The organism is Pseudomonas sp. GW821-FHT09D08 (assembly GCF_059416305.1).
This window is the reverse complement of the sequence record NZ_JBWKOX010000009.1, coordinates 85,108-109,633: the sequence shown is the minus strand read 5'-3', so window position 1 is coordinate 109,633 and position 24,526 is coordinate 85,108. Positions and strand designations below refer to the sequence as shown.

The window sequence follows — 24,526 nt, the reverse complement described above, 5'->3', positions numbered from 1 at the left end:
AACGCTTTAGGAATTTGCCATGCGCTTTATCACTGAGATCAAAACCTTCGCCGCCCTGGGCAGCGGTGTTATCGGCAGCGGCTGGGTGTCCCGTGCCCTGGCCCACGGCCTGGATGTGGTGGCCTGGGACCCGGCGCCGGGTGCCGAAGCGGCGCTGCGCAAGCGCGTCGCCAATGCCTGGGGCGCCCTGGAAAAACAGGGCCTGGCACCCGGCGCATCCCAAGACCGCCTGCGCTTTGTGGCTACCATCGAAGAATGCGTGAAAGACGCCGACTTCATCCAGGAAAGCGCCCCCGAACGCCTGGAGCTGAAGCTGGAATTGCACAGCAAGATCAGCGCCGCGGCCAAGCCCGATGCATTGATCGGTTCAAGTACCTCGGGGCTGTTGCCGAGTGAGTTCTACGAGGGCTCGACCCACCCGGAACGCTGTGTGGTCGGCCATCCGTTCAACCCGGTCTATCTGCTGCCGCTGGTGGAAGTGGTCGGCGGCAAGCACACCGCGCCGCAAGCGATCCAGGCCGCGATCAAGGTGTACGAATCCCTCGGCATGCGCCCGCTGCATGTGCGCAAGGAGGTCCCCGGGTTTATCGCCGACCGCTTGCTCGAAGCGCTGTGGCGCGAGGCGTTGCACCTGGTGAATGACGGCGTGGCCACCACCGGCGAGATCGACGATGCCATCCGCTTTGGCGCCGGCCTGCGCTGGTCGTTCATGGGCACCTTCCTCACCTACACCCTGGCGGGCGGCGATGCGGGCATGCGCCACTTCATGGCGCAGTTCGGCCCGGCGTTGCAGTTGCCGTGGACCTACCTGCCGGCTCCGGAGCTGACCGACAAGTTGATCGACGATGTGGTCGATGGCACCAGCGACCAGTTGGGCAAACACAGCATTTCGGCGCTGGAACGCTATCGTGATGATTGCCTTCTGGCGGTGCTGGAAGCGGTGAAAACCACCAAAGCCAAGCACGGCATGACCTTCGCCGAATAACGGAACCCTCACCATGCCTGCACTGACCACCTACACCACCCCAGTCCTTGCCGACTGGGTGGACTACAACGGCCACCTGCGCGACGCGTTCTACCTGCTGATCTTCAGCTACGCCACCGACGCGCTGATGGACACCCTCGGCCTGGACAGCGAAAACCGCGAAGCCAGCGGCCATTCGCTGTTCACCCTGGAACTGCACCTGAACTACCTGCACGAGGTGAAACTGGGCGCCGAAGTGGAGGTGCGCACGCAACTGATCGCCCACGACGCCAAGCGCCTGCACCTTTATCACAGCCTGCATTTAGTGGGTGATGAGAAAGAACTGGCCGGCAACGAACAGATGCTGCTGCACGTCGACCTGGCGGGTCCGCATTCGGCCCCGTTTGCCGAGGCGACATTGGAAAAACTCATTGCAATCAGCGCTGAGCAAGCCGACCTGCCAAGGCCCGCGCTCCTCGGCCGAGTGATTGGACTGCCCCCGAAAAAATAAGGAGCCATCATGCAAACCGCCGCCGCTGTTGCCGATTTCCGTACTTACCCGAAGCTCTGCGACCTCGCCGATGCACAGGTGCTGGACGATCAGATTCGCGTGACATGGGCCGATGGCCGGGTCAGCCCGTTTCATCATCAGTGGCTGCGGGACAACTGCCCGTGCACGCAATGCGTGTACAGCGTGACCCGCGAGCAAGTGCTGGAAATTGTCGATGTGGATGAAAACCTCGGCGCCATCAGCGTGCGTATCGACCAGGGATTCCTCAGCGTGGAATGGCACGGCGGTCATCGCAGCCAGTACGATCCCGGCTGGCTGCGGGCCCATGCCTACGACGATGAATCCCGCGCCGAACGCCGGGCGGCGAAAGCAAAATCGCGGCTCTGGGACAACACCTTCGAACTGCCTATATTCGACTACGCGGCGGTCATGCAAGACCCTGCAGCGCTGCTGCAATGGCTGCTGGCCTTGCGTGACGCGGGCCTGACGCAAATGCGCGGCGTACCCACCGAACCCGGCTCCCTGGCGCGTGTCGCCCAGCGTATTTCATTTATCCGCGAGAGCAATTTCGGCGTGCTGTTCAACGTGCAATCCAAGGCCGATGCCGACAGCAATGCCTACACCGCTTTCAACCTGCCCTTGCACAGTGATTTGCCGACCCGGGAGCTGCAACCGGGGCTGCAATTCCTGCATTGCCTGGTCAACGATGCCGACGGGGGCGAAAGTATTTTTGTCGATGGGTTTGCCATCGCCAATGCCCTGCGCGAGGAAGATCCCGAAGCGTTTCGTGCCTTGTGTGAAATACCCGTGGAGTTTCGCAACAAAGACCGCCACAGCGACTATCGTCGCCTCGCGCCGATCATCGCATTGGACGCCTTGGGGGATGTGGCAGAGATTCGCATGGCCAACTTTTTGCGTGGGCCGTTCGAGACGTCGGTGGCGCAGATGCCGTTGCTGTATCGGGCTTATCGACGCTTTATCGCGATGACGCGCGAGGCGCGCTTTCGGCTGGTCAAGCGCCTGAACCCGGGCGAGCTGTGGTGCTTCGATAACCGCCGCACGTTGCATGCGCGCAATGCGTTTGATCCCACCTCCGGGGCGCGGCACTTCCAGGGTTGCTATATCGACCGGGACGAACTGCTTTCACGAATCCTGGTGCTGCAGCGCTAAAAAAACCCCGGTCCAGCCGTGACTGGATCGGGGCAGAGTGCCTTGTGTGAGCCGTGCATCCCGAGGGTGACCAAACCTTCAAGCTGCTTGCTGATGGACAGTGTGCCTATTACTTCAGTGGGTAAATGGCCCGAAAACGACACGCTCATAGCCATCTGAGCCATTCGTGCATTCTGCCCTTGCCGACCGGCCGGGGGCCTACCAGAATCCAAGTCGATCCCCGCTCTCTTCACCAGGATAAACGTCATGATGCATGCGGATTTGATTGACCAGGATGACCTGCTGAGCCAACTGCGCTCCCTGGGTTTCGAGGTGTCCAGCGGCGCCAGCGCCGAACAGGCCTGCGAGTGCGCGGTACGCGGTTTGAGCGAAGCGCGGGCCAAGGCACTCAAGGGTATGGTTGAGCAGATGTACACTGGCAGTGCGACGATTTTGCCGGCGGTGCGCCAGGCGATCGATAAACAGTTGTTACCGGCACTGATGCAGTTCAAGCAGAACTCCGGCGCCTGACAGACCGCTATCGGGGGCAAGCCCCCGATGCAGTCAACTCGGTTTAGAGCCGTACGCTCGCAAACGTCGACTCATTGCGCGCCTGGCTCAACGCCGACATCGGCCCCGACAACGGTGACAATACCAGCGCCTGCGGAATCGGCATCATCGCCACCTGCTGGGTGGTGTTGGAGCCTACGCGCTCATCCCGTGGCGGAATGCCGAAGTATTCGCGGTAGCACTTGGAGAAGTGCGGCGTGGAGACAAACCCGCACACCGAGGCCACTTCGATGATCGACATCGGCGTTTGCTTGAGCAACTGCCGCGCGCGAATCAGGCGCAGCTTGAGGTAGTAGCGCGACGGCGAGCAGTGCAGGTATTTCTGGAACAGCCGTTCCAGTTGGCGACGCGACACGGCGACGTACACCGCCAGTTCGTCGAGGTCGATCGGCTCTTCGAGGTTGGCTTCCATCAGCGCGACGATTTCCTGCAGCTTCGGCTGGTTGGTGCCCAGCATGTGCTTGAGCGGCACACGCTGGTGATCCTGTTCGTTGCGGATGCGCTCGTACACGAACATCTCGGAGATCGCCGCCGACAGTTCGCGGCCGTGGTCGCGGCTGATCAGGTGCAGCATCATGTCCAGTGGCGCGGTGCCGCCCGAACTGGTGAAGCGGTTGCGGTCGAGGGTGAACAAACGGGTGCTCATCGACACGCGCGGGAAGGCTTCCTGCATCGACGCCAGGCATTCCCAGTGCACGCTGCAATCGAAGCCGTCGAGCAGACCGGCACAGGCCAGAGCCCAGCTGCCGGTGCACACCGCGCCAAGGCGACGGGACTGGCGCGCCTGGCTTTGCAGCCACGACACATGCTCACGGGTCACGGTGCGCTGGATACCCACGCCGCCGCACACAATCACAGTGTCCAAGGCCGGGGCTTTGTGCATGGAGGCATCTGGGGTGATTTGCAGACCGTCGCTGGCCCATACCTGATTGCCGTCGACACTCAGGGTTGTCCAGCGATACAGCTCGCGGCCGGACAGCTGGTTGGCCATGCGCAGCGGTTCCACGGCCGACGCCAGGGAAATCAGCGTGAAATTGTCCAGCAGCAAAAAGCCGATGGATTGAGGCGCACGGTTCTGGGGTTGGGCCCCGGAGTTGAACGACGTCATCGCGGTATCTCCTCACACAAAGCAGGTGATGGCCTCAGGCGAGGCTCTTGTTATTGCGCTCTTCATCCGGCAAGGCGAGAGGCTTTGAATTGGTAGAGCAAATGCCATGCCTAAATTTGAATGGCCATTCAACAAATCCTGAAAACGACCTGATGACGCGTCTAAATAAGCCCACGCGAGGAGTACGGGATATGGCTGAAATAGACGTCGGAGCGGCCCTGCTCAAGGTGTGTGAGCAGTTCGGTATCACTTGTGGGAAGGCGCTTTCAGCGCGTAGGAAAAGTCTGTCACCGCACGCACAGGTGACGGGTGGTCGAGGGGAAAATCGTTTGGAAGCTACTTATCTGTTTGCGACGCGCTAAAAGGTGGCGATTTTGGTTGGAGTGTTCACTTGTAGTGAGCGGGCTCGCCCCGCGCTGGGTGGCGAAGCCGCCCCAAAATCAGGCGACCGGGTTTTATCTGAAACTATGTGGTGCCTTTACCCAGCGCGGGGCAAGCCCGCTCACCACAAAGGCCCTGTTCATCACAACAAGCTAATCAGCACTCCACCGCACTGACCGCCAACCCACCCCGGGAAGTCTCCTTGTACTTGTCATGCATATCCGCCCCGGTATCGCGCATGGTGCGGATCACGCGGTCCAGGGAGATAAAGTGCTGGCCATCACCGCGCAGGGCCATCTGCGCCGCGTTGATCGCCTTCACCGCGGCAATCGCATTGCGCTCGATGCACGGCACTTGCACCAGCCCGCCCACCGGGTCGCAGGTCAGGCCGAGGTTGTGCTCCAGGCCGATTTCGGCGGCGTTGCACAGTTGCTCCGGGGTTGCGCCGAGGATCTCCGCCAGCCCGGCAGCGGCCATGGCGCAGGCCGAACCCACTTCACCCTGGCAACCGACTTCAGCCCCGGAGATCGAGGCGTTCTTCTTGCACAGGATCCCCACCGCCGCCGCACTGAGCAGGTAGTCGACCACGTTGGCTTCGGTGACTTCGTCGCTGAACTTCATGAAGTAGTGCAGCACCGCCGGAATGATCCCCGCCGCACCGTTGGTGGGCGCCGTGACCATGCGTCCACCGGCGGCATTTTCTTCGTTCACCGCCAGGGCGAACAGGTTGACCCACTCCATCGCACTCAAGGTCGAGCCGATCACATTGGGCTTGTTCAACTCCTGCAGGCTGCGGTGCAACTTGGCGGCACGACGGCGCACATTGAGGCCGCCGGGCAAGATGCCTTCGTGCTTGAGGCCCTCCTCCACGCACGCCTGCATGGCGCGCCAGAGTTTCATCAGGCCACTGCGGATTTCGTCTTCGGAGCGCCAGACTTTTTCATTGGCCAGCATCAACTCGGCAACGCGCAGGTTGTGGGTCTTGCACAGCTGCAACAACTCCACCGCGCTGGAGAAATCATAGGGCAACTCGGTGCGGTCCATGTCCGCCACGCCGCTCTGCGCCTGGGTTTCATCCACCACGAAACCACCGCCCACTGAGTAGTAGGTGTCGCGGTGCAGCTCGCCGTCATCACCAAACACCACCAGGGTCATGGCGTTGGGGTGGAACGGCAGGTTTTCGTCGAGCAGGCGCATGTCCCGGGCCCACACGAACGGCACGGGCAAACGCCCGTCGAGCAGCAATGTGTCGGTTTCGCGCAGGGTGTGGATGCGCAGGCCGATCTGCGACGGATCGATCGCGTCCGGCCACTCGCCCATCAAGCCCATGATGGTGGCGGTGTCGCTGCCGTGGCCGACGCCGGTGGCGGACAGCGAACCGTACAGCTGAACTTCGACACGCCTGACTTGTTCCAACAGTTCACGTTCACGTAACCCCTGGACGAACAACGCCGCGGCGCGCATGGGGCCGACGGTGTGAGAACTGGAAGGCCCGATGCCGATCTTGAACAGGTCGAAAACACTGATAGCCATTGCGGTAGAACTCCTCGATAAGCACGGCCAGGCTTGAACGAGGTGCTACGCTCAGATCGCCCAGATGGCGGCATCATCAAGCTTTTGCTGTCGCTCACGGCGTCTCACACCGACGCACCCATGCTCACCAGCGTCGCTCCCGTGCGATCGCCTGTTTCAGCCGTTTTTAGCGGTGCAGATGGGCAAAAACAGCGGTTTTACCTTGGGAAAAACCTGTAAGCGACGTCACCGACACTGGATACGACCCTCCCTGTACTGGATACGACGCCCCCTGTAGGCGTCAGATTTTCACTGGTACATGATCAGTCTCGACTCGTTTGCAAGGCACCGTGGCAGAGCTGTTGCCGCACGCTCCAACCGCAACACTTATAAAGCGCGGCGAATGCCGCCAGAAAAAACACAGGAGTCTACCCAGATGAAAGGTTCACCCTCGTTGTTGTTGGCCGCCATGCTGAGTCTGCCAGTCATGGCGCACGCCGCAGAACCGGAACAGTGCAAGACCGTCAACTTCTCCGATGTCGGCTGGACCGACATCACCGTCACGACCGCGACCACCAGCGAAATCCTCAAGGGCCTGGGCTACAAGACCAAGACCACGATGATTTCCGTTCCTGTGACCTACAAGTCCCTGGCCGACGGCAAGAACATGGACGTGTTCCTCGGCAACTGGATGCCGACCATGGAAAACGACATCAAGCAGTACCGTGATGCCGGCACCGTGGAAACCGTGCGCGCCAACCTGGAAAACGCCAAGTACACCCTGGCGGTACCCGAGGCGCTGTACAACAAGGGCCTGAAAGACTTCGCCGATATCGCCAAATTCAAGGATGAGCTGGGCGGCAAGATCTACGGCATCGAGCCGGGCAACGACGGCAACCGCACCATCCAGACGCTGATCGACAAAGACGCCTTCGGCCTCAAGACCGCCGGTTTCAAAGTGGTCGAATCCAGCGAAGCCGGGATGCTTTCCCAGGTGGAGCGCGCCACCAAGCGTGACCAGGCCATCGTGTTCCTCGGCTGGGAACCGCACCCGATGAACACCCGCTTCAAGATGAAGTACCTGACCGGGGGTGACGATTCGTTCGGCCCCAACTACGGCCAGGCCACCATCTACACCAACACCCGCAAGGGCTACACCGAGGAATGCAGCAACGTCGGTCAGTTGCTGAAGAACCTGGTGTTCACCTTGAACATGGAAAGCACCCTGATGGGCAACGTCCTGGACGACAAGATGAAGCCCGATGCCGCCGCCAAGGCCTGGCTGAAAAATAACCCGCAAGTCCTCGACACCTGGCTCGCCGGAGTCAATACCGTCGATGGCAAACCAGGCCTGGAGGCCGTCAAAGCGTATCTCGCCAAGTAATCCCGCTGACCCCGGGGCGGTGCGCTGCCCCGGGATGTTTTCCCTCTTCGCATGTGGACATTCACTACCATGCTGACTGAACAGAAAATCCCACTAGGCCAGTACATCGCTGCCTTCGTCGAATGGTTGACCCAACACGGCGCCAACTACTTCGACGCAATCGCATCGACACTGGAAACGATGATCCACGGCGTGACGTTCGCGCTGACCTGGTTCAATCCGCTGGCATTGATCGGTCTGATTGCGCTGCTGGCTCACTTTATTCAACGTAAATGGGGACTGACTGTTTTTGTCATCGCCTCCTTCCTGCTGATCCTCAACCTGGGGTACTGGCAGGAAACCATGGAGACCCTCGCGCAGGTGCTGTTCGCCACCTTGGTCTGCGTGGTCATCGGTGTGCCGCTGGGCATTGTTGCCGCGCACAAACCGCTGTTCTACACCATGATGCGGCCGGTGCTCGATCTGATGCAGACCGTACCGACCTTCGTCTACCTCATCCCTACCCTGACCCTCTTCGGGCTGGGTGTGGTGCCTGGGTTGATTTCCACGGTGGTGTTCGCGATTGCCGCGCCGATCCGCCTGACCTACCTGGGTATCCGTGATGTACCGCAAGAGTTGATGGACGCCGGCAAGGCCTTTGGCTGCTCGCGCCGTCAGTTGCTCTCGCGCATTGAACTGCCCCACGCCATGCCGAGCATCGCTGCCGGTATTACCCAATGCATCATGCTGTCGTTGTCGATGGTGGTGATCGCGGCCCTGGTGGGCGCCGACGGCCTCGGCAAGCCGGTGGTCAACGCGCTGAACACCGCCGATATCGCCCTGGGCTTCGAAGCCGGCCTGGCGATTGTGCTGCTGGCCATCATGCTCGACCGCATCTGCAAACAACCCGACGCCAAAGTAGGGGGTGATGCATGAGCATTATCCGATTCGACAATGTCGACGTGATCTTCTCCAAAGACCCACGCGAAGCGCTCAAGCTGCTGGACCAGGGCATGAGCCGTAACGAAATCCTGAAAAAGACCGGGCAGATTGTCGGCGTTGAAAAGGCCAGCCTGGATGTGGAAAAAGGCGAGATCTGCGTGCTGATGGGCCTGTCGGGCTCCGGCAAGTCGAGCCTGCTGCGCTGCATCAACGGCCTCAACACCGTCAGCCGTGGCCAGCTGTTCGTCGAGCATGAAGGTCGCCAGATCGACATCGCCTCCTGCAGCCCCGCCGAGCTGAAAATGATGCGCACCAAGCGCATCGCCATGGTGTTCCAGAAGTTCGCCCTGATGCCTTGGCTGACGGTGCGCGAGAACATCAGCTTTGGTCTGGAAATGCAGGGCCGCCCGGAAAAAGAACGGCGCAAGCTGGTGGACGACAAACTCGAGCTGGTGGGCCTGACCCAATGGCGTAACAAGAAGCCCGATGAGCTGTCCGGCGGCATGCAACAACGCGTCGGCCTGGCGCGCGCGTTGGCGATGGACGCCGACATCCTGCTGATGGACGAGCCCTTCTCCGCCCTCGACCCGCTGATCCGCCAGGGCCTGCAGGACGAGTTGCTGGAACTGCAAAGCAAGCTGAGCAAGACCATCGTGTTCGTCAGCCACGACCTCGACGAGGCGCTCAAGCTGGGCAGCCGCATCGCGATCATGAAAGACGGCAAGATCATCCAGTACAGCGTGCCGGAAGAGATCGTGCTGAACCCGGCGGACGACTATGTGCGCACCTTCGTCGCCCACACCAACCCGCTGAACGTGCTGTGCGGCCGCAGCCTGATGCGCACGCTGGACAATTGCAAACGCGTCAACGGCTCGGTGTGTCTCGACCCGGGCGGCGATTCGTGGCTGGACCTGTCCGAAGGCAACACCATCCAGGGCGCACGGCAGAATGGCGTGGTGATGAACCTGCAGAACTGGGCGCCGGGGCAACCGGTGGAAGGCCTGGGTCGGGTGCCGACCCTGGTGGATTCGAATATCGGCATGCGTGATGCGCTGCAGATTCGTTACCAGACGGGGAACAAGCTGGTGTTGCATGACAACAACCAGGTGGTGGGGATCCTCGGCGACAGTGAGCTCTACCACGCCCTGCTGGGCAAAAACCTGGGCTAACACACACTGCAAAACAACTGTGGGAGGGGGCTTGCCCCCGATAGCGGTGGATCAGTAACAGATGGACTGACTGACACACTGCAATCGGGGGCAAGCCCCCTCCCACATTTAAAGCACCACCAGGCTCAACTATCAGCTATAGACACGGCCAAGGAGCTGCCGATGGCTTTCAAACTGATCGAGCACGTCCCGGGTGATCTGTTCCTGGGCGAAGCCCATCAGGTCGTATTCCTGAGGCCCGTTGTGCAGGTACACCTCGGCCCGGTAATAGCGGGTGCGTTCTTCTTCGGGCAGGTCGCTCGGTGCCGACGAGTAAGCATCCAGGCTCACTTCATAAACGAAGGGGTTGCCCTCTTCCATCTCGATGCGCACACCGATGCAGCGCTTGGATTTACCCAGCAGCGTCTGCACTTCCAAACCTTGTTCACGCAACGCCGTCGCCGCTTCTTCCAGCGCCGGCGTGACGTGCTTGTCCATAAAGCGCTGCACAGTGCCCTGGCTCGGTTGCAGGTCGAGTGCCGTCAAACGCTCGCTGAAGCCGCGACGCCCGCGTTCAGCCAGTTGCGCCTGCTCCTGTTCGATCGCCACGTCCTGGCGCATCGCCTTGTGCAAACCGAACATAAAGAAAATCAGCACCACCGAGAACGGCAGACCCGCCAGCACCACCATGGTTTGCATGGCTTCGAAGTTGCCGGCAAACAGCAGGCCAATGGTCACCAGGGTGATCACCGCCGACCAGAAGATGCGCAACCAGTGCGGCGCGTCTTCATCCACATTACCGCCTTTGCAGGAAAGGTTGGCCATCATCACCGCGCCGGAATCCGCCGGGGTCAGGAACAGCACAAAGCCCACGAAGATCGACACGCCGATAACGATTTTCGACGCCGGGTAATGCTCCAGCAACTGGTAGATAGCCATGGACGGTTGTTCCAGCGCCGTCTTGCCCAACTCCACCGCACCATGGTTGAGCACCAGGTCCAGCGCCGAGTTACCGAAGATCGACAGCCACGCCAGGGTAAAGCCCAGGGGAATCAGCAACACGCCGGCCACCAGTTCACGCACCGTACGGCCACGGGAAATCCGCGCGATGAACATGCCTACGAATGGCGCCCAGGAAATCCACCAGGCCCAGTAGAACAGGGTCCACAGGCCCATCCAGCGTTCGGTCTTGTCACCGTCGCCTTCGTACACATAGAGGTCGAAGGTTTTCAGCACGATGCCGTTGAGGTAGTCGCCGGTGTTCTGCACCAGGCCGTTGAGCAGGTGCAGGGTCGGGCCGAACAGCAGCACGAAGATCAGCAAGCCGCTGAACAGCACGATGTTGAGGTTGGACAGGCGGCGGATGCCGTTCTCCACGCCCGACACGGCGGCGATGGTCGCCACGGTACTCATCACAATGATCACGATCAGCAGGTTGGTGTTGCTGTGCGCCATGCCGAACAGGTTTTCCAGGCCGGACGACACCTGCATCGAACCGATGCCCAGGTTCGTTACCAGGCCCAGCAGGGTCACGAACATGCCGAAACCGTCCACCGCGTGACCGGCCGCGCCCTTCACCCAACGCTCACCCACCAGCGGGTACAACGCCGAACGCAAGGCCAGCGGCTGGTTATGCCGGTAGGCGAAGTACGCCACCGCCAGGCCGACCAGCGCATAGATCGCCCAGCCATGCAGGCCCCAGTGCAAAAAGGTCAACTGCAACGCCTGGCGTGCCGCGCTGTTGCTGGCGGCGGCGCCTTCGGGCGGGTTGAAGTAGTGATCCAGCGGCTCGGAGGCACCGAAGTACAGCAGCGAGATGCCGATACCCGACGAGAACAGCATGCCGGCCCAGGCGCCGTAGCTGAAGTCCGGGGTGTCGTCCTTGCTGCCCAGTTTCAACTTGCCATAGGACGAAAACGCCAGGCCGACCACAAACACCAGGTAAGCGGCGATGACCACCATGTAGTACCAGCCGAAGCTTTTGGAAAGCCAGGCCTGAGCTACGCCGAGCATGCGCCCGGCCTCCTGCGGGGCGATGATCAGAATGGCGGTCAACAACAGAATCAGTGCGGTGGAGGTGTAGAACACCCAACCGTTGACCCGCACCTTTTCCGGCGGGGTCTTTATAAGAGAGGCAGAACTCATGGCGCAGATGCTCCGGGCAGTGCGAGAGAGAAACACAAGGCAGCGGTTATCCCGACCTATCGATTTTTCGGCAGTCGACGGACGGGTGTTATAAAGACACCCCGAAAATCCTTGAGCCCCACCAGACAGTGGGCAGGCCTTGATACCGCCTGTTTCAAAGGTTTTTGCAGGTGCCGGATGTCGCCGCCCTCACGTAGGAAATACCCGTAGGCAGCGACCATTTGTCGCAGAGCTTATTCTTTGTTGATTGAACGTTCAATCAAAACAAAATAGACTGGCCTTCAAGTCGACGAACGTTCATCGCCCGTCGGCAGGCCTAAGGAGAGGTGCTACATGCCCAAGGTCGGTATGCAACCCATACGCCGCCAACAGTTGATCGAAGCCACGTTGACGGCCATCGACCAGGTCGGAATGGGAGATGCCAGCATTGCGCTGATCGCCCGTTTGGCCGGGGTCTCGAACGGCATCATCAGTCACTACTTTCAGGACAAGAACGGCCTGATCGCCGCGACGATGCGCTACCTGATGAACGTGCTGATCGAGAACGTCCACGAACGCAGGCTTGCACTGAAGGACGACAGCCCACGGGCGCACCTTCGGGTGATCATCGAGGGCAACTTCGACGCCAGCCAGGTCAATGGCCCGGCAATGAAAACCTGGCTGGCCTTCTGGGCCACCAGCATGCATCACCCGTCATTGCACAGGTTGCAGCGGATCAACGATCAACGTCTGTATTCCAACCTGTGCTGCCAGTTCCGCCGAGTGCTGCCGCTGCCGCACGCACGCAAAGCAGCCAGAGGCCTGGCGGCCCTGATCGACGGTTTGTGGTTGCGCGGTGCCCTGTCGGGAGACGCTTTCGACACGGCGCAGGCGCAACGGATCGCTTACGAATACATGGATTTCCAATTGGCCAAGCAGGTGAGTTAGAGCCCTTATAAACGCTCAACCCCTGAACGTCCGCCGCCCAGTGTTGCCACACCCTCATGGCCCACTTTGCGGCGGGTAACGCCAACCACTTATGCACTTGCGAGGACTTTATGGCCCGTTTCGACCTGCAAAAACTCTACATTGACGGCGGCTACAGCGACGCTGGCAGCGATGCCACCTTCGACGCCATCAACCCGGCTAACGGTGAAGTTCTCGCCCAAGTGCAACGCGCCACGTTCGACGACGTTGAACGTGCCGTGGTCAGCGCGGAAAGAGGCCAGAAAATCTGGGCCGCCATGACCGCCATGGAGCGTTCGCGCATCCTGCGTCGTGCCGTCGACATCCTGCGCGAGCGCAACGACGAACTGGCCGCGCTGGAAACCCTGGACACCGGTAAAGCCTTCTCCGAAACCCAGTACGTCGACATCGTCACCGGCGCCGACGTGCTGGAATACTACGCAGGCCTGGTACCGGCCATCGAAGGCGAGCAGATCCCGCTGCGCGACACCTCGTTCGTCTACACCCGCCGCGAGCCGCTGGGTGTGGTCGCCGGTATCGGCGCGTGGAACTACCCGATCCAGATCGCCCTGTGGAAATCCGCACCGGCCCTGGCCGCCGGCAACGCGATGATCTTCAAGCCAAGCGAAGTCACCTCGCTGACCACCCTGAAACTGGCCGAGATCTACACCGAAGCCGGCGTTCCAGCCGGCGTGTTCAACGTCTTGACCGGCAGCGGCCGTGAAGTCGGCACCTGGCTGACCGAGCACCCGCGCATCGAGAAAGTCTCGTTCACCGGCGGCACCGACACCGGCAAGAAAGTCATGGCCAGCGCTTCGAGCTCGTCGCTCAAGGAAGTGACCATGGAACTGGGCGGCAAGTCGCCGTTGATCGTGTTCGAAGACGCCGACCTGGATCGTGCGGCCGACATCGCGATGATGGCCAACTTCTACAGCTCCGGCCAGGTCTGCACCAACGGCACCCGCGTGTTCGTGCCCAAGCACCTGCAAGCGGCATTCGAAGCCAAGATCGTTGAGCGTGTTGCGCGCATCCGCGTTGGCGACCCGCAGGACGCCAACACCAACTTCGGTCCGCTGGTCAGCTTCGCCCACATGGAAAGCGTGCTGGGCTACATCGCCAAAGGCAAGGAAGAAGGCGCTCGCGTGCTGTGCGGCGGCGACCGCCTGACCGACGGCGACCTGGCCAAAGGCGCCTACGTGGCCCCGACCGTGTTCACCGACTGCACCGACGAGATGACCATCGTCCGTGAAGAAATCTTCGGCCCGGTGATGAGCATCCTCACCTATGAAACCGAAGAAGAAGTGATCCGCCGCGCCAACGACACCGACTTCGGCCTGGCTGCGGGCCTTGTGACCAAGGACCTGAACCGCGCCCACCGCGTGATTCACCAGCTGGAAGCGGGCATCTGCTGGATCAACGCCTGGGGCGAATCCGACGCGAAGATGCCGGTGGGTGGCTACAAGCAATCCGGTGTGGGCCGTGAAAACGGCATCAGCTCGCTGAACAACTTCACCCGCATCAAATCGGTACAGGTTGAGCTGGGCGACTACGCCTCGGTGTTCTAAGACCCGGGTTCTGTAGTGCCTTTGAGGCCGCCATCGGGGGCGAGCCCCCTCCCACCTTTGACTGTGTAAACCCGGTCAAATGTGGGAGGGCGCGCGCCCCCGATGAGGCCCGACCTGACCACACTTCAAAGAGGGTGCATTTATGTCCCAAGAATACGACTACATCATTGTGGGTGCCGGCTCCGCCGGTAACACCCTGGCAACCCGCCTGACCGAAGACGAAGGCGTCACCGTCCTGCTGCTGGAAGCCGGCGGCCCCGACTACCGCCTCGACTTCCGTACCCAGATGCCGGCCGCCCTGGCCTTCCCACTGCAAGGCCGGCGCTACAACTGGGCCTACGAAACCGATCCGGAGCCACACATGGACGGCCGCCGGATGGAATGCGGACGCGGCAAGGGCCTGGGTGGCTCTTCGCTGATCAACGGCATGTGCTACATCCGTGGCAACGCCATGGACTACGACAACTGGTCGAAACTGCCGGGCCTGGAAGACTGGAGCTACCTCGACTGCCTGCCGTATTTCCGTAAGGCCGAAACCCGCGATATCGGCCCGAACGACTGGCACGGCGGCGATGGCCCGGTCAGCGTGACCACGCCTAAAGCCGGCAACAACCCGCTGTTCCACGCCATGGTTGAAGCGGGCGTGCAGGCCGGTTACCCGCGCACCGAAGACTTGAACGGCTACCAGCAGGAAGGCTTCGGCCCGATGGACCGTACCGTCACGCCGAACGGCCGTCGCGCCAGCACCGCGCGCGGTTACCTGGACACGGCCAAGAAGCGTTCGACCCTGACCATCGTCACCCACGCCCTCACCGACAAAGTGTTGTTCGAAGGCAAGCGTGCCGTTGGCGTGCGTTACCTGATCGGTGCAGCCGAAGAGCGCGTTGAAGCCCGTGCGCGTAAAGAAGTGCTGGTGTGCAGCGGTGCAATCGCTTCGCCGCAACTGCTGCAACGCTCCGGCGTGGGCCCGGCCAAACTGCTGGAAAGCCTCGACATCCCGGTGGTCCATGACCTGCCTGGCGTCGGCGAAAACCTGCAGGACCACCTTGAGCTGTACCTGCAATATGCATGCACCCAGCCGGTGTCGCTGTACCCATCGCTGCTCTGGTACAACCAGCCGGCCATCGGTGCCGAGTGGCTGTTCAACGGCACCGGCATCGGCGCCAGCAACCAGTTCGAAGCCGGCGGTTTCATCCGTACCCGTGAAGAATTCGAATGGCCGAACATCCAGTACCACTTCCTGCCGGTCGCGATTAACTACAACGGCAGCAACGGTGTGAAAGAGCACGGTTTCCAGGCGCACATGGGCTCCATGCGCTCGCCGAGCCGTGGCCGCGTGCAACTGAAGTCGAAGAACCCACGGGACTACCCGAGCATCCTCTTCAACTACATGGCCACCGAGCAGGACTGGCAGGAATTCCGCGACGGCATCCGCCTGACCCGTGAAATCATGCAGCAGCCGGCACTGGACCCGTACCGTGGCCGCGAAATCAGCCCGGGCATCGAGGTGCAAACCGATGAGCAGTTGGACAAGTTCATCCGCGAGCACGCCGAGACCGCGTTCCACCCGTCCTGCTCGTGCAAGATGGGCGACGACGAGATGGCCGTGGTCGATGGCGAAGGCCGCGTGCATGGCATGCAGGGCCTGCGCGTAGTCGATGCGTCGATCATGCCGATCATCACCACCGGCAACCTGAATGCGCCGACGATCATGATCGCCGAGAAAATCGCCGACAAGATCCGTGGCCGCCAGCCGCTGCCGCGCAGCACTGCCGACTACTACGTGGCCGGCGACGCGCCAGTACGTGGCAAGCCGTTGCGTGAAGTGGGGCCATTGGCGCAATAACGCCAAACCCTGTGGTGAGCGGGCTTGCCCCGCGCTGGAGTGCGCAGCGCTCCCAAGATTTTGGGGGCCGCTGCGCAGCCCAACGCGGGCAAGCCCGATCGCCACAGGGGCACTCGCTACAAAGAATCACCTCTCCTTGATCGCTCCCCAGCCCAGGCCTACTCTGTGTGCCTGCCCGCGCTGAGCCGCCCACAAGGAAGGCCCCATGTTCGACCACCACGCCACACTCAAGCAGCACTTCAGTGCCCTGCGCACCACCGCCGAATTTTTCTCCCTGCGTTACGTGCGCGAGTCCGGCCAGTACCTGTCGGTGCGCAAGAACGTCGCCGAACCGCCGCACCTGAACCACGACGAAGGTGCCATGCTCACCGTGCGTTTGAACGGTGTGGAAACCTACGCCGCGACCCACGATATTTCCCTGCCTGGCCTGCAAGCCGCCCTCGAGCGCGCCGAACAGCAAGCCCGACTGATAAAACCGCACGCCCTGCTCGACCTGCGCAACCAACCGGTGTCCAGCGACGTCGCCGACTACCTGTCGCCAAACCTGGAGCACGCCTTCCCGTCCTTGAGCGACTGCTACCAACTGCTCGGCGATGAATCCTCTGCAGTGCCCCAGGACGAGCGCCTGGTGAACTGGGAAGTCAGCCTCGGCCTGACCCATGTCGAGCAGATCTACCTCAACAGTGCCGGCGCCGAACTGCGCCAGGCCCAGCGGTTTGTGTTCCCCGGCGTCAACGTCACCGCCTACGACGGCAACGACAGCCAGTCGCGCACCCTCGGCGGCAGTAACTTCGGCCAGCAAGGCGGGTTTGACGTGATCAGCCGTTTCGGCCTGGTCGGCGCCGCGCCGCGCATTGCCGACGAAGCCCTGCAACTGCTGCTGGCGCCCAACACGCCCCAGGGCCCGCGCGACCTGCTGCTGATGCCCGACCAGATGATCCTGCAGATCCACGAGTCCATCGGCCACCCGCTGGAACTCGACCGTATCCTCGGCGACGAGCGCAATTACGCCGGCACCAGTTTTGTGAAGGCCAGTGACTTCGGCCACCTGCAATACGGCTCCAAGCTGCTGAACGTGACGTTCGACCCGGACATTCCCGAGCAACTGGCCAGCTACGGCCATGACGACGACGGCACCGCCGCCAGCAAGCAATTCCTGATCCGCGAAGGGCTGCTGCTCAAGCCCCTGGGTGGGGCGTTGTCGCAGTTCCGCGCCGGCATGGGCGGCGTGGCCAACAGCCGCGCCAGCAGCTGGAACCGCGCGCCGATCGACCGCATGGCCAACCTGAATATCGAAGCCGGCGATAAGAGCCTGGCGCAACTGATTGGCGGCATCGAAAGCGGCATCCTGATGTCGACCAACCGTTCGTGGTCCATCGACGATGCGCGCAACAAGTTCCAGTTCGGCTGCGAGTGGGGCCAGTTGATTGAAAACGGCGAGCTCAAGGGCGTAGTGAAAAACCCCAACTACCGGGCGATTTCCGCGCAGTTCTGGCGCAACCTCAGCGCCGTGGGCGACGCCAGCACCTTCAAGGTGCTGGGCACGCCGAACTGCGGCAAGGGCGAGCCCAACCAGGTGATCCGCGTCGGCCATGCTTCTCCGGCCTGTGTGTTCAGCAACGTTGACGTATTTGGAGGAGATGCCTGATGAACACCTTCAAGGCATTGGTGCAGTGGCTCAAGCAGGCCATCACCGACAAGGAACAATTCCACCTGGGCTACGCGGCAGAATCGTCGGAGTTCGTGCGCTTCAACCACGCCAAGGTGCGTCAGGCCGGGCACGTGCAGCAGGCCAGCCTCAACCTCAAGCTGATCAGCGATGGCCGCCATGCCGACCTCGGCATCACCCTGGCCGGCGAGCCCGAGCTGGATCGCCAGCGCCTCGCCGACGGCCTGCAGCAATTGCGCGAAACCCTGCCGCTGCTGCCCCATGACCCGTACCTGCTGCTCAACCACAACGCCTGGCAAAGCCACCACGAACAGGCCCGCCCCCTGCCCGACCTGGCCCAGGTACTGGAAGAAATCAGCCAGGCCGCCGATGGCCTCGACCTGGTCGGTTTCTATGCCGCCGGCCCAATCAGCCGGGGCTTCGCGAGTTCGGACGGTGCGTTTGGCTGGCATCAGGCCAATAGCTTCAACTTCGATTTCAGCCTGTTCCACGCCAATGGCGAAGCGGTAAAGGCCAGCTACGCCGGCGACGCCTGGGACAGCGCCGAGTTCGCCCGGCGCTTCCAACGGGCCCGCGAACAGCTGGAATTCCTCGGCCGCCCGCTGCACACCGTGGCGCCCGGGCAGTACCGCGCCTACCTCGCGCCGGCGGCGCTGGAAGAAATCATCAGCATCATCACCTGGGGTGGTTTTTCCGCCCAGGCCATCGCCAGCAAAGGCAGCTCGTTGCAACGGCTGTATGCCGGCGAGCAGTCCTTGAGCCCCCTGGTGACGGTGAAAGAACACATCACCGATTCCCTGAGCCAGGCGTTCTCCAGCGAAGGCTACCCGCGCAGTGACGTCACGCTGATCAACGCCGGCCAGGCCGACGGCCAACTGGTGAACTCGCGCAGCGCCGCCGAATATGGCCTCAGCGCCAACGGCGCCAGCGGCGACGAATCCCCCAGCGCCTTGCAGATCGCGGCGGGCAACCTGGCCCAGGCCGATATCCTCAAGCAACTGGGCACAGGGCTCTACATCAGCAACCTGTGGTACCTGAACTACTCCGACCTGCCCGCCGCACGCCTGACCGGCATGACGCGCTTTGCCACGTTCTGGGTGGAAGACGGCGAGATCAAGGCGCCAGTCAGCACCATGCGTTTTGATGACAGTGTCTACCAGTTGCTCGGTTCGCAACTGGAAGCGCTGACCGCCGAGCGGGAACTGCTGCTGTCGGCCAGCACCTACGGCCAGCGCAATACCGCGTCCAACCTGTTGCCGGGTGCCCTGGTTAAACGCCTGACCCTGACCCTGTAGATACACCCCCCTGTGGGAGCGGGCTTGCCCTCTCCCACCTTGTCCTGTGCTGATTTCAGACATCCCGGTTTCAGACCTTCCTACCGTAAATTCTCTTCCTCCCAGTCTGCACGGGCAGCCTGTTGTCGCCTGCGAAAAACCTCGTTATAACGGTTAGTGGCACCCCGCCACCTCACCCACGAGAGCACGACCTTGCCCGGGAAGGGCAAGCTGGAGCGTTGACATGAACCATGGAAGTTTTGTCATAGAAAAGCTGTTCAAGCACTACAACGTTCATGTTGAGCAGTTGGGAAACGATTCGGAAAAGAAGACCATCCTGATGGTCAATGGCGCGCTGTCCACCACACGCTCATTCGCCCGTACCAGCAAATGCCTGGCCGAGCATTTCAATGTGTTGTTGTTCGACCTGCCCTTCTCGGGCTATTCCCGCGAACACAACACCGACCTGGATCTGGTGACCAAGGATGACGAGGTGCAAATCCTGCGCGCCCTGGTCGAGCGCTTCCAGGTCAACCACCTGGTCTCGGCCTCCTGGGGCGGCATCTCCACGCTGCTGACCCTGGCGCACAACCCGCCGTCGATCGAAAGCTCGGTGGTGATGGCCCTGGCGCCCAACCTCAACCAGGCCATGCTCGACTATGTGGAGCGCGTGCGGGTGCTGATCGACGCCGATGACAAATCCGCCGTCGGTCACCTGCTGAACGAGACCGTCGGCAAATACCTGTCGCCACGCCTCAAGCGCAACAACCATCGGCACCTGTCGAACATGGCCACCACCGAGTACCGTCAGGCGCGCTTTCATATCCACCAGGTGCTGGCATTGGGTGATGGCAACTACCTGCCGGCGCTGCGGCAGATCGAAACCCCGGTGCACTTTCTCAATGGTGCGCTGGACGAATACACCCCCGCCGCCGAGGCCCGACTGTTCAAACAGTACGTGGGCCACAGCAGCTTTGCGGTGGCCGAACACACTGGGCATTTACTCGACCTGGAGTCCCGCGAGGCGGCTTTGGCGGTGCACCGGGCGTTGTTGGATTTCCTGGTGGGAGAGCACGCGAACTTGTCGGACTTAGATGAACCGCCAGTGGGAAAAGGAGCGACGAATGGCGCATAATCGCCGACACATAGCCGGCTAACAAAAAGGTACCCCATGCCAGATCGTGCCCCTCTCGATGCCAAGACCGCCCGCTGGCTCCCCTGGGTGGTCGCGATTGCCTTCTTCATGCAATCGCTGGATGGGACGATTCTCAACACGGCACTGCCGGCCATGGCCCGGGACCTGGCGGAAAACCCGCTGCGCATGCAAGGGGTGGTGATCGCCTACATGCTCACCGTCGCCTTACTGATCCCGGCCTCGGGCTGGATCGCCGACCGCTTCGGTACCAAAAAAATCTTCTTTGGCGCGATCATGCTGTTCAGCATCGGCTCCTTGCTGTGCGCCCTGTCCAGCAGCCTGACCATGCTGGTGGGCGCGCGGGTCATCCAGGGCCTCGGCGGTGCGCTGATGCTGCCGGTCGGGCGGCTCGTGGTGCTACGTGCCTACCCCCGCTCCGAACTGGTGCGGATCATGGGCTTCATCACCATCCCCGGTCTGCTCGGGCCCTTGCTCGGCCCGACCATGGGCGGCTGGATGGTGCAATACCTGACCTGGCACTGGATCTTCCTGATCAACCTGCCGGTGGGCATGATCGGTTGCTACGCCGTGTGGAAATTCATCCCCGACCTGCGCGGCAGCGAGCGCACACGCTTCGATGGCATCGGTTTCCTGTTGTTCGGCGCGGCGATGGTGCTGATCACCATTGCCATGGAAGGCCTGGGCGAGCTGCACCTGCCGCACCTGCGGGTGATGCTGCTGCTGTTCGGCGGGTTGGCGTGCCTGGCGGCGTACTGGCTGCGCGCCGGGCATATCGATAACCCGCTGTTTTCACCGGCGCTGTTCAAGACCCGCACCTTCGCGGTGGGCATCCTCGGCAACCTGTTCGCGCGCCTGGGCAGCGGTGCCTTGCCGTTCCTGGTGCCGTTGCTGCTGCAGGTGGCCCTGGGGTATTCGCCGTCCCAGGCCGGCATGAGCATGCTGCCCCTGGCGGCGGCGGCGATGTTCGCCAAGTCGGTGGCGCGTCCGTTGATCGAGCGTCTGGGTTATCGCGTGGTGCTGACCGGCAACACCCTGGCCCTGGGCATCATGCTGGCGAGCATGGGCCTGGTCAGCGAACAGACGCCCTACCCGCTGCTGCTGGCCATGCTGGCGGTGCTGGGGGCGATCAACTCGCTGCAATTTACCGCGATGAACACCGTCACCCTCATCGACCTTGACGACGCCCAGGCCAGCAGCGGCAACAGTCTGCTGTCGGTGGTGGCGCAACTGTCCCTGAGCCTGGGGGTGGCCTGTGCCGGTGCATTGCTCGGCGGGTTTACCGCCGAATCGGGCAACGACGGCGTGAGCACGGTGCTCGGCGCGTTCCAGCTGACCTTCCTCACCGTGGGCATCATGGCGATGCTGGCGGCGGCGATCTTCCTGCAACTGTCGCCCCAAGACGGCAAACGGGCGGCCAGCCCGGAACAGCATATCGAGCATTAACCGGCGTCTCGTCTAGAACTTGCGGGGAAATTCCTACAGGGCTGGTACACTGCGCGACATTTTGTTTTGCAGAGCCAGTCCCGTGACTACCATCGCCACCGCTTTTAATACTTTGCCCCTGTCCGCCGCCATGCTGGCTAACCTCGACTCGCTGGGTTATGTCGAGATGACGCAGATCCAGGCGCAAAGCTTGCCGGTGATCCTCAAGGGGTTGGACCTGATTGCCCAGGCCAAGACCGGCAGCGGCAAGACCGCGGCGTTCGGCATCGGGCTGCTGAACCCGATCAACCCGCGCTACTTCGGCTGCCAGGCCCTGGTGATGTGCCCGACCCGTGAGCTGGCCGACCAGGTCGCCAAGGAAATCCGCCGCCTGGCCCGCGCCGAAGACAACATCAAAGTCCTGACCCTGTGCGGCGGCGTGTCCCTCGGCCCGCAGATCGCTTCCCTGGAGCACGGCGCCCACGTGATCGTCGGCACCCCGGGCCGTATCCAGCAACACCTGCGCAAGGGTTCGCTGGTGCTGGACGGCTTGAACACCCTGATCCTCGACGAAGCCGACCGCATGCTCGACATGGGCTTCTACGACGCCATCGAAGACATCATCAGCAAGACCCCGCCGCGCCGCCAGACCCTGCTGTTCTCGGCCACCTACCCGGTGAGCATCAAGCAGCTGGCCTCGAAGTTCATGCGCGCGCCGCAGCAAGTGAAAGCCGAAGCGTTCCACTCCGACGACCAGATCGAGCAGCGTTTCTACGAGATCTCCCCGGAAGAACGCATGGACGCCGTGACCAAGGTACTGGCGCATTTCCGCCCGGCCTCCTGCGTGGCGTTCTGCTTCACCAAGCAGCAAGTGCAGGAAACCGTCGACCACCTGACGGCCAAGGGCATTTCCGCCGTCGGCCTGCATGGCGACCTGGAACAGCGCGACCGTGACCAGGTATTGGCGATGTTCGCCAACCGCAGTACCTCGGTGCTGGTGGCCACCGACGTCGCCGCCCGCGGCCTGGACATCGACGCGCTGGACATGGTCATCAACGTCGAACTGGCCCGCGACTCGGAAATCCACATCCACCGCGTGGGCCGTACCGGTCGCGCCGGTGAGACCGGCATCGCCATCAGCCTGGTGGCGCCGTCCGAAGCACACCGCGCCCAAGCCATCGAGCAACTGCAGAAGTCGCCGCTGAACTGGGACCAACTGGACAACCTCAAGCCGCAAAGCGGTGGTCCGCTGCTGCCGGTGATGAGCACCCTATGCATCGCCGCCGGGCGCAAAGACAAGGTGCGCCCGGGCGACATCCTCGGCGCATTGACCGGTGAAGCCGGCATCCCCGGTGCCCAGGTCGGCAAGATCGCGATCTTCGACTTCCAGGCCTTCGTGGCCGTGGAACGCGGCATCGCCAAGCAGGCGTTGCAGCGCTTGAACGACGGCAAGATCAAAGGCCGTTCGTTGCGTGTGCGGATCCTGTAACACGATCTCCGACCTATATGGAGATCCAATGTGGGAGCGGGCCTGCTGTGGTGAGCGGGCTTGCCCCGCGCTGGGCTGCGAAGCAGCCCCATTGAATCGGGAGCAAGCTCCCCTCACCACAGCAACCCCCCTCCCCCAGTTTTGATTGCATTTCAGACCCGTATTTTTGTGAGGACATTGCTGTGCGCTCGACCGAAGTTGTGATCATTGGCGCCGGCGCCGCAGGCTTGATGTGCGCACTGACCGCCGCCGGGCGTGGGCGCAAGGTGATGTTGCTCGACCATGCGAACAAGGCCGGCAAGAAGATCCTGATGTCCGGCGGTGGCCGCTGCAATTTCACCAATATGTACACCGAGCCGGCCAACTTCCTCTCGCACAACGCGCACTTCTGCAAGTCGGCCCTGGCCCGCTATACCCAGTGGGACTTTATCGGCCTGGTGGCCAAGCACGGCGTGCCGTACCACGAGAAGAAACTCGGCCAACTGTTCTGCGATAACAAATCCAGTGACATCCTCGGCATGCTGTTGGACGAGTGCATCCAGACCGGCGTGAGCCTGCACCTGGACACCTCGATTGAAGAAATCGCCAAGGTCGACAGCGGCTACCAGTTGCAAACCACCTTGGGTGAACTGCGCTGCGAATCCCTGGTGATCGCCACCGGCGGCCTGTCGATCCCGACCCTGGGCGCCAGCGGCTTTGGCTATCAAGTCGCCAGGCAGTTCGGCCATGAGCTGTTGCCGACCCGCGCCGGGCTGGTGCCGTTCACCATCACCGACCAGCTCAAGGACTTGTGCGGCGAGTTGTCCGGGACCTCGGTGGATTGCCTGGTCAGCTGCAACGGCCAGAGCTTTCGCGAGAACCTCCTGTTTACCCATCGCGGCCTCAGCGGCCCGGCGATTCTGCAGATATCCTCTTACTGGGAGTCCGGCGACACGCTGGAGATCAACCTGCTGCCCGACCACGACGCCCACACCTGGCTGCAACAACAGCAGGTGGAGCGCCCCAACAGCGAGCTGAAAACCCTGCTGGGTGAAATCTTCACCAAGAAGATGGCCAATCTGCTGGCGGACACTTGGTTCGCGTCCAAGCCGATGAAGCAGTACACCCACGCTGAAGTGGCCGACATCGCGCAAAAACTCTCGAGCTGGCAACTGGTGCCGGCGGGCACCGAGGGCTACCGCACGGCCGAGGTGACCTTGGGTGGGGTGGATACGCGGGAAGTCTCGTCCAAGACCATGGAATCACTGAAAAGCCCGGGTTTGTACTTTATTGGGGAAGTGCTGGATGTGACCGGGCATCTGGGCGGGTTTAACTTCCAGTGGGCGTGGGCGTCGGGTTACGCCGCAGCGCAGTACGCCTGAAGAATG

General features: G+C 62.0%; 19 protein-coding genes. 16 read left to right on the top strand and 3 right to left on the bottom strand.

Annotated features, from left to right (window positions below):
• Nucleotides 1-19: 19 nt before the first annotated feature.
• From AC07OP_RS17415 to AC07OP_RS17400, 4 genes are all read left to right on the top strand, one after another.
• A complete protein-coding gene (locus AC07OP_RS17415) occupies nt 20-985 on the top strand; it encodes an L-carnitine dehydrogenase (RefSeq protein WP_421535239.1) in 966 nt (321 codons plus the stop codon).
• Nucleotides 986-998: 13 nt separating this feature from the next.
• Complete coding sequence (locus AC07OP_RS17410) at nt 999-1,475, top strand: thioesterase family protein (RefSeq protein WP_115485621.1); 477 nt, start codon at nt 999-1,001, stop codon at nt 1,473-1,475.
• Nucleotides 1,476-1,484: 9 nt separating this feature from the next.
• On the top strand, nt 1,485-2,645 hold the full coding sequence (locus tag AC07OP_RS17405; RefSeq protein ID WP_495102005.1) for a gamma-butyrobetaine dioxygenase: 1,161 nt from the start codon (nt 1,485-1,487) through the stop codon (nt 2,643-2,645).
• A 246-nt stretch (nt 2,646-2,891) separates the two neighbouring features.
• Entirely contained in the window at nt 2,892-3,155 is a 264-nt protein-coding gene (locus tag AC07OP_RS17400; RefSeq protein ID WP_027606014.1) for a hypothetical protein, read from the top strand.
• Between the two features lie 43 nt (nt 3,156-3,198).
• On the opposite strand, the gene gbdR is transcribed toward AC07OP_RS17400, so the two are convergent.
• The gene (gene gbdR / locus AC07OP_RS17395; RefSeq protein ID WP_065938176.1) at nt 3,199-4,302 is read right to left on the bottom strand and encodes a choline metabolism transcriptional regulator GbdR; all 1,104 of its coding nucleotides are present in this window, start codon (nt 4,300-4,302) and stop codon (nt 3,199-3,201) included.
• Nucleotides 4,303-4,839: 537 nt separating this feature from the next.
• Nucleotides 4,840-6,216 carry an L-serine ammonia-lyase gene (locus AC07OP_RS17390; RefSeq protein WP_495102006.1) on the bottom strand — a complete coding sequence of 459 codons (1,377 nt, stop codon included), beginning with the start codon at nt 6,214-6,216 and terminating at the stop codon, nt 4,840-4,842.
• Nucleotides 6,217-6,631: 415 nt separating this feature from the next.
• Between AC07OP_RS17390 and AC07OP_RS17385 the strand changes: the two genes are divergently transcribed.
• The 3 genes from AC07OP_RS17385 (at nt 6,632) to choV (ending at nt 9,669) form a co-directional block, all read left to right on the top strand.
• Complete coding sequence (locus AC07OP_RS17385; protein ID WP_495102007.1) at nt 6,632-7,579, top strand: choline ABC transporter substrate-binding protein; 948 nt, start codon at nt 6,632-6,634, stop codon at nt 7,577-7,579.
• 69 nt (nt 7,580-7,648) lie between these two features.
• Nucleotides 7,649-8,494, top strand: a complete 846-nt coding sequence (gene choW / locus AC07OP_RS17380; protein WP_016972877.1) for a choline ABC transporter permease subunit — start codon at nt 7,649-7,651, stop codon at nt 8,492-8,494.
• Nucleotides 8,491-9,669, top strand: coding sequence for a choline ABC transporter ATP-binding protein (gene choV / locus AC07OP_RS17375; RefSeq protein ID WP_092490299.1), 1,179 nt, complete (start codon nt 8,491-8,493; stop codon nt 9,667-9,669). The genes choW and choV overlap by 4 nt, the downstream gene beginning before the upstream one ends.
• Nucleotides 9,670-9,801: 132 nt before the next feature.
• Here choV and AC07OP_RS17370 read toward each other — a convergent pair whose 3' ends face one another.
• Nucleotides 9,802-11,736: a BCCT family transporter gene (locus tag AC07OP_RS17370; RefSeq protein ID WP_256558122.1), complete on the bottom strand. Its 1,935-nt coding sequence runs from the start codon at nt 11,734-11,736 to the stop codon at nt 9,802-9,804.
• Between the two features lie 390 nt (nt 11,737-12,126).
• On the opposite strand from AC07OP_RS17370, the gene betI reads away from it, so the two are divergent.
• From betI to AC07OP_RS17325, 9 genes are all read left to right on the top strand, one after another.
• Nucleotides 12,127-12,720, top strand: a complete 594-nt coding sequence (betI, locus tag AC07OP_RS17365) for a transcriptional regulator BetI (RefSeq protein WP_053128113.1) — start codon at nt 12,127-12,129, stop codon at nt 12,718-12,720.
• A gap of 110 nt (nt 12,721-12,830) precedes the next feature.
• Nucleotides 12,831-14,303, top strand: a complete 1,473-nt coding sequence (gene betB / locus AC07OP_RS17360; protein WP_495102008.1) for a betaine-aldehyde dehydrogenase — start codon at nt 12,831-12,833, stop codon at nt 14,301-14,303.
• 142 nt (nt 14,304-14,445) lie between these two features.
• Nucleotides 14,446-16,149, top strand: a complete 1,704-nt coding sequence (gene betA, locus AC07OP_RS17355; RefSeq protein ID WP_065925474.1) for a choline dehydrogenase — start codon at nt 14,446-14,448, stop codon at nt 16,147-16,149.
• Between the two features lie 205 nt (nt 16,150-16,354).
• Nucleotides 16,355-17,797, top strand: coding sequence for a TldD/PmbA family protein (locus AC07OP_RS17350; RefSeq protein WP_495102009.1), 1,443 nt, complete (start codon nt 16,355-16,357; stop codon nt 17,795-17,797).
• On the top strand, nt 17,797-19,113 hold the full coding sequence (locus AC07OP_RS17345; protein WP_495102010.1) for a TldD/PmbA family protein: 1,317 nt from the start codon (nt 17,797-17,799) through the stop codon (nt 19,111-19,113). Before AC07OP_RS17350 ends, AC07OP_RS17345 begins: the two co-directional genes overlap by 1 nt.
• Nucleotides 19,114-19,336: 223 nt before the next feature.
• On the top strand, nt 19,337-20,227 hold the full coding sequence (locus AC07OP_RS17340; RefSeq protein ID WP_495102011.1) for an alpha/beta fold hydrolase: 891 nt from the start codon (nt 19,337-19,339) through the stop codon (nt 20,225-20,227).
• A 36-nt stretch (nt 20,228-20,263) separates the two neighbouring features.
• Nucleotides 20,264-21,691 carry a multidrug transporter subunit MdtD gene (mdtD, locus tag AC07OP_RS17335; protein WP_141156198.1) on the top strand — a complete coding sequence of 476 codons (1,428 nt, stop codon included), beginning with the start codon at nt 20,264-20,266 and terminating at the stop codon, nt 21,689-21,691.
• A gap of 130 nt (nt 21,692-21,821) precedes the next feature.
• A complete protein-coding gene (dbpA, locus tag AC07OP_RS17330) occupies nt 21,822-23,159 on the top strand; it encodes an ATP-dependent RNA helicase DbpA (RefSeq protein ID WP_235865629.1) in 1,338 nt (445 codons plus the stop codon).
• Between the two features lie 182 nt (nt 23,160-23,341).
• On the top strand, nt 23,342-24,520 hold the full coding sequence (locus AC07OP_RS17325; protein ID WP_065925479.1) for a BaiN/RdsA family NAD(P)/FAD-dependent oxidoreductase: 1,179 nt from the start codon (nt 23,342-23,344) through the stop codon (nt 24,518-24,520).
• Nucleotides 24,521-24,526: the final 6 nt, after the last annotated feature.

Bases quoted from the DNA above. Each gene is read 5' to 3' on its own strand.
- dbpA (WP_235865629.1), top strand. From the start codon at position 21,822: ATGCTGGCTAACCTCGACTCGCTGGGTTATGTCGAGATGACGCAGATC.
- gbdR (WP_065938176.1), bottom strand. From the start codon at position 4,302: ATGACGTCGTTCAACTCCGGGGCCCAACCCCAGAACCGTGCGCCTCAA.
- AC07OP_RS17350 (WP_495102009.1), top strand. From the start codon at position 16,355: ATGTTCGACCACCACGCCACACTCAAGCAGCACTTCAGTGCCCTGCGC.
- betI (WP_053128113.1), top strand. From the start codon at position 12,127: ATGCCCAAGGTCGGTATGCAACCCATACGCCGCCAACAGTTGATCGAA.
- AC07OP_RS17340 (WP_495102011.1), top strand. From the start codon at position 19,337: ATGAACCATGGAAGTTTTGTCATAGAAAAGCTGTTCAAGCACTACAAC.
- betB (WP_495102008.1), top strand. From the start codon at position 12,831: ATGGCCCGTTTCGACCTGCAAAAACTCTACATTGACGGCGGCTACAGC.
- AC07OP_RS17345 (WP_495102010.1), top strand. From the start codon at position 17,797: ATGAACACCTTCAAGGCATTGGTGCAGTGGCTCAAGCAGGCCATCACC.
- betA (WP_065925474.1), top strand. From the start codon at position 14,446: ATGTCCCAAGAATACGACTACATCATTGTGGGTGCCGGCTCCGCCGGT.
- choV (WP_092490299.1), top strand. From the start codon at position 8,491: ATGAGCATTATCCGATTCGACAATGTCGACGTGATCTTCTCCAAAGAC.
- AC07OP_RS17410 (WP_115485621.1), top strand. From the start codon at position 999: ATGCCTGCACTGACCACCTACACCACCCCAGTCCTTGCCGACTGGGTG.
- AC07OP_RS17390 (WP_495102006.1), bottom strand. From the start codon at position 6,216: ATGGCTATCAGTGTTTTCGACCTGTTCAAGATCGGCATCGGGCCTTCC.
- AC07OP_RS17400 (WP_027606014.1), top strand. From the start codon at position 2,892: ATGATGCATGCGGATTTGATTGACCAGGATGACCTGCTGAGCCAACTG.
- mdtD (WP_141156198.1), top strand. From the start codon at position 20,264: ATGCCAGATCGTGCCCCTCTCGATGCCAAGACCGCCCGCTGGCTCCCC.
- AC07OP_RS17385 (WP_495102007.1), top strand. From the start codon at position 6,632: ATGAAAGGTTCACCCTCGTTGTTGTTGGCCGCCATGCTGAGTCTGCCA.
- choW (WP_016972877.1), top strand. From the start codon at position 7,649: ATGCTGACTGAACAGAAAATCCCACTAGGCCAGTACATCGCTGCCTTC.
- AC07OP_RS17415 (WP_421535239.1), top strand. From the start codon at position 20: ATGCGCTTTATCACTGAGATCAAAACCTTCGCCGCCCTGGGCAGCGGT.
- AC07OP_RS17405 (WP_495102005.1), top strand. From the start codon at position 1,485: ATGCAAACCGCCGCCGCTGTTGCCGATTTCCGTACTTACCCGAAGCTC.